Below are 3,998 nucleotides of genomic sequence, written 5' to 3' on the forward strand. Positions count from 1 at the left end.
GGGGTCGCCGGCGGCCGGTCCGGATCCAGGCCCGCCGCCTGGAAGAGGTCGCGGTTGAGGTAGAGCGTGCGCACGCTCTTGTTGAAGGGGAAGGACCAGAGCTTGCCCGCGTAGCGGCACTCGTCGAGGAAAACGGGCTGGATGTCGGCCAAGTCCGCGGCCGTGAGGGGGGCATCGCCGCGCTCGCCGTCGGCGTAGGGCTCCAGGCACTCGATGATGCCGGCCTCGATCATCTCGGCCGTCCAGGCCTCGTAGGCCTGGCTGATCGTCGGCGGCTGGCCGGCGGCGACGGCGGCGATGATCTTCTGGCTCAGCGCCTGGTAGCGGCTCATGTCGTAGGCGCGGACCGGCAGCTCGGGGTGCAGCGCGTTGTACTCCTCGATCATCGCCGTCAGCGCCGGCGACCAGCGGCCCATCGCGTGCCAGAAGGTGATGACGTTCTCTTCGCGCCGCGCGCCGCAGTCGGCGAGCCCCGCCGCGAGAGCGCTGGCCAGGAGCAGTCCGACCAGGCGACGCACGCTCACTCCTTGAGCCCGCTCGAGGCGAGGCTGGCGATGATCTGGCGCTGGGCGAAAAAGTAGAGCACGAGCAGGGGCAGGACGCTCAGCGTGGTGGCGGCCATCATCAGGCCGTACTCGGCCCCCTCCTCCTGGCTGAAGGCGGCCAGCCCGATCTGCAGCGGGCGCATCTCGGGGCTGTGCGTCATCACGAGGGGCCAGAGGAAGGAGTTCCAGGTGCCGATGATCGTGAAGAGCGAGATCGTCACGAGCACGGCCTTGGAGAGCGGCATCATGATCCGCCAGAGCACGGCAAAGCGGCTGGCGCCGTCGATGGTCGCCGCGTCGAAGAGGTCCTGCGGGATCGTCTTGAAGTGCTGCCGCAGCAGGAAGATCGAGAAGACGTTCACCGTCCAGGGCACGATGAGGGCCGCGTAGGTGTCCAGCCAGCCCAGCCGCGCGATGAGGATGAAGCTGGGCACCAGGTAAACCGGCTCGGGCACCATCATCATGCTGAGGAACAGCAGGAAGAGCGCCTCGCGCCCGGGGAAGCGCAGACGGGCGAAGGCATAGGCGGCCAGCGCGCTGGTGACGATCACGCCTGCCAGGCAGGCGAGGGCGATGACGATGGTGTTGAAGAAGTAGCGGCCGAAGGGCGCGCGCTGCCAGGCTTCGATGTAGTTCGCAAAGACGCCGGGGAGGCCCCCCGCGCCGCCGGCCGCCGCGTCGCGAGCGCCGATGAGCACCTCGGGCAGGAAGCGGTGCGGCTCGCGCGTGATCTCCAGCGTCGAGCGCAGGGAGGTGGAGACCATCCAGAGAAAGGGCATCACCATGCTGAGCCCGGCCAGGATCAGCAGAAGGTGCACCGCCAGCCGCCGCCACCCTCGCGCACCCCGCACCGCCGCCTCCTAGTAGTGCACCCGCCGCTCGGCCAGCCGGCGCTGGACGAGCGTGAGGCCGAGGATGATCAGGAACAGCACGAGCGCCACCGCGCTCGCGCGGCCGAGGCTGGCCGGCGGCGTGAAGCCCTTGTCGAAGAGGTAGTAGACGAGCACCTTCGTCGAGTCCTCGGGCCCGCCGGGCGGCGAGGTCATCAGGTACACCAGGCTGAAGGTCTGGAAGCTGACGATCGTGCTCATGATGAAGACGTAGAAGGTCGTCGGGCTGAGGATCGGCCAGGTCACGTGCCGGAAGAGCTGCCAGCTCCCCGCGCCGTCGATGCGCGCCGCCTCGTACTGCTGCTGCGGGATGTTCTGCAGGCCGGCGAGGAAGATGACGATGTTGTAGCCCAGCCCCTTCCAGGTGTTGACGAGGGCGAGACTGACCAGCGCCAGGCTCGGTCCGCCCGCCCAGCGCGGCAGCCAGCGCCCCTCGGGGTCGACGAGCAGCTGGAAGACGCCGCGGCTCTCCCCCAGCCAGCCGGGCTGGCCCAGGTGCAGCTTGCCGAGCAGGAAGTTCAGCACCCCCAACTCGGGCTCGAGGATCCACTTCCAGATCACCGCCACGGCCACCATCCCCGTCACGACGGGCATGAAGTAGATCGTGCGGTAGAGCCCGAGCGCCTTCAGCTTGCGGTTGAGGAGCAGCGCGAAGAAGAGGGACGCGAAGATCGCGATCGGCACCGTGCCGATCGAGAACCAGATCGTGGTGCCCACGGATTGCCAGAAGGTCGGGTCCTGGAGCAGGCGCGCGTAGTGGCCCAGGCCGACGAAACCGATCAGCGCCCCCATCTTGATCTCGAAGAAGCTGAAGGCGAAAGCGGCGATGATGGGCACGAAGCGGAAGCAGAGAACGATGGCGAGGGCGGGCAAGACGTAGAGCAGGGCACCGGCGGCGTCGCGCCGGCGGCGGCGGCGCAGGCGGCGGGCGAGTTCTGGGCTGGCGGAGGACTCGAGGCTGGGCATCGTCCGCGCTTCCGGCTGGAGAGGGCCGGGCGAGCGCCCGCCGCACCGGCCGCTCCGACTCTACGGAGCGCCTCCCGGCCTGTCAACCGCGGTCGGCCGGCCCTTCCCCCTTGACTTCGCCCCGGCAGGACCGGAACATGCTGGAGTCACCTTCCGCCCGGAGGCCGTGGCCGTGGTCCTGCTCGCGATCGTCCTCGGCGATAGCAAGGGCCTCGAGGAGATCCTCGAGGGCTTCCTCGAACTCGGCATTCAGGGCGCGACGGTCCTGCAAGCCGAAGGGATGGGCGAGTTCCTGTCCGAGGAAGTGCCCATCTTCGCGGGCCTGCGCAGCCTCTTCCCCGGGCGCGATGGCCGCCACCGGCTGATCCTCTCCGTCACCGAGCGGACCAAGGCCCAGGAAGCGGTGGCGATCGTCGAGCGCACCGTCGGGCCCCTGGACGGACGCGGGGCCGGAATCGCCTTTACGCTCCCCGTCGAGTCGCTCTGGGGCCTCGCCCGGGAGCTTTGACGGGGCCCCGCCCGCCTGCTGCCGCAGCGCCCTTCCGGCCCGGATTCCCGGCGGGTTTCCCGGTTGACCCCTTTTGGGCCTTCGGGGTATAATCACACCGTCTCTCGCCCCATGCGCTTCATCCTGCTCATGGGTGATGCGGGTGGAGGCAAACCCGCATCATGGAAACAGCCCCTGCTGACCGGTTGCGCCCTTCGGGAAGTAGTGCACTGAGCGTGACAGCCTTACCGGGGGCCGAGTCTACCTTTTAGGAGGTTATGAATGGCCATGAGGAATATCATCTCCCTTGCTCTGGCAGCCGTGTGCGTTCTGGGCCTGGCGGTAGGGGCAAGCGCTGGCATCCCGGATACGAACAACTCCTTCGCGAGCGCGGCCAGCTGCGGCCGCATCACGATCGCCCCGGACGGCGGCGACACCCTCGGCGGCGAGGGCAACACCATTTACGTCACCGTCCTGGACATCAACGGCACCCCGGTGACCACGCTGGCGGCCACCGATCTCTGGCTGGATCACCCCAACCTGGCTTCCTGCCCCGGCATCTACAGCCAAGCCGACACCGGCACGAACGGCGCTGGGCAGACCCAGTTCTCGGGCTTCGTCTACGGCGGCGTCAGCGGCGATGCCAACAACGGCGTCAACTGCGACAACACGGACTTCTACGTGTACGCCCTCGGCATCGTCCTGAACGGCAACAACCCGGTGTGCGTCTCCTTCGACAGCGTCGACCTCAACGGCGACCTGGCCTGCACCGTGGCCGACTTCGGCAAGTTCGCGGCAGATTTCAACTGCACGGTCGGTTGCGATCCCTGCCACGACTACAACGAGAGCGGCAACACCACCGTTGCGGACTTCGGCATCTTCGCTGGCTTCTTCAACGCCAGCGTCTGCCCCTAGTCGCAAGGGCGGCGAGCACGCACGCTAGGGCGAGACCGGGCAACCCTGCCCATGCAGCAGGATGTGCGGGAGGCTGCCGCCTCCCGCTTTTTCTTTGGTTGTGCCGCGGAGAGTGTGCCTGGTACGGCAGCTGCCCCTGCCCGGGCATGCTCACGCTACCTGCACCGAACGCCACCTGGCAGCCGCCCTTCTGGG

Annotated in this window: 5 protein-coding genes; 2 read left to right on the forward strand and 3 right to left on the reverse strand. The window is 68.2% G+C overall.

The features are described 5' to 3' along the window. The 3 genes from FJ251_14240 to FJ251_14250 all read right to left on the reverse strand — a co-directional run. Positions 1–518: extracellular solute-binding protein (locus tag FJ251_14240; protein ID MBM4118864.1), on the reverse strand; the 518-nt coding region annotated here is incomplete at its 3' end. A gap of 2 nt (positions 519–520) precedes the next feature. Beyond that, the gene (locus FJ251_14245) at positions 521–1,330 is read right to left on the reverse strand and encodes a carbohydrate ABC transporter permease (GenBank protein ID MBM4118865.1); all 810 of its coding nucleotides are present in this window, start codon (positions 1,328–1,330) and stop codon (positions 521–523) included. 75 nt (positions 1,331–1,405) lie between these two features. Next, positions 1,406–2,401, reverse strand: coding sequence for a sugar ABC transporter permease (locus FJ251_14250; GenBank protein ID MBM4118866.1), 996 nt, complete (start codon positions 2,399–2,401; stop codon positions 1,406–1,408). A 166-nt stretch (positions 2,402–2,567) separates the two neighbouring features. Here FJ251_14250 and FJ251_14255 point away from each other — a divergent pair, with 166 nt between their 5' ends. Together FJ251_14255 and FJ251_14260 are read left to right on the forward strand one after the other, a co-directional pair. Continuing rightward, on the forward strand, positions 2,568–2,909 hold the full coding sequence (locus FJ251_14255; protein ID MBM4118867.1) for a hypothetical protein: 342 nt from the start codon (positions 2,568–2,570) through the stop codon (positions 2,907–2,909). Positions 2,910–3,170: 261 nt separating this feature from the next. Continuing rightward, positions 3,171–3,803, forward strand: a complete 633-nt coding sequence (locus tag FJ251_14260; protein ID MBM4118868.1) for a hypothetical protein — start codon at positions 3,171–3,173, stop codon at positions 3,801–3,803. Positions 3,804–3,998: the final 195 nt, after the last annotated feature.

The sequence above is a fragment of the bacterium genome, assembly GCA_016873475.1.
GTDB lineage: Bacteria > Krumholzibacteriota > Krumholzibacteriia > JACNKJ01 > JACNKJ01 > VGXI01.

Bases quoted from the DNA above. Each gene is read 5' to 3' on its own strand.
- FJ251_14260 (MBM4118868.1), top strand. From the start codon at position 3,171: ATGGCCATGAGGAATATCATCTCCCTTGCTCTGGCAGCCGTGTGCGTT.
- FJ251_14250 (MBM4118866.1), bottom strand. From the start codon at position 2,401: ATGCCCAGCCTCGAGTCCTCCGCCAGCCCAGAACTCGCCCGCCGCCTG.
- FJ251_14245 (MBM4118865.1), bottom strand. From the start codon at position 1,330: ATGGTGATGCCCTTTCTCTGGATGGTCTCCACCTCCCTGCGCTCGACG.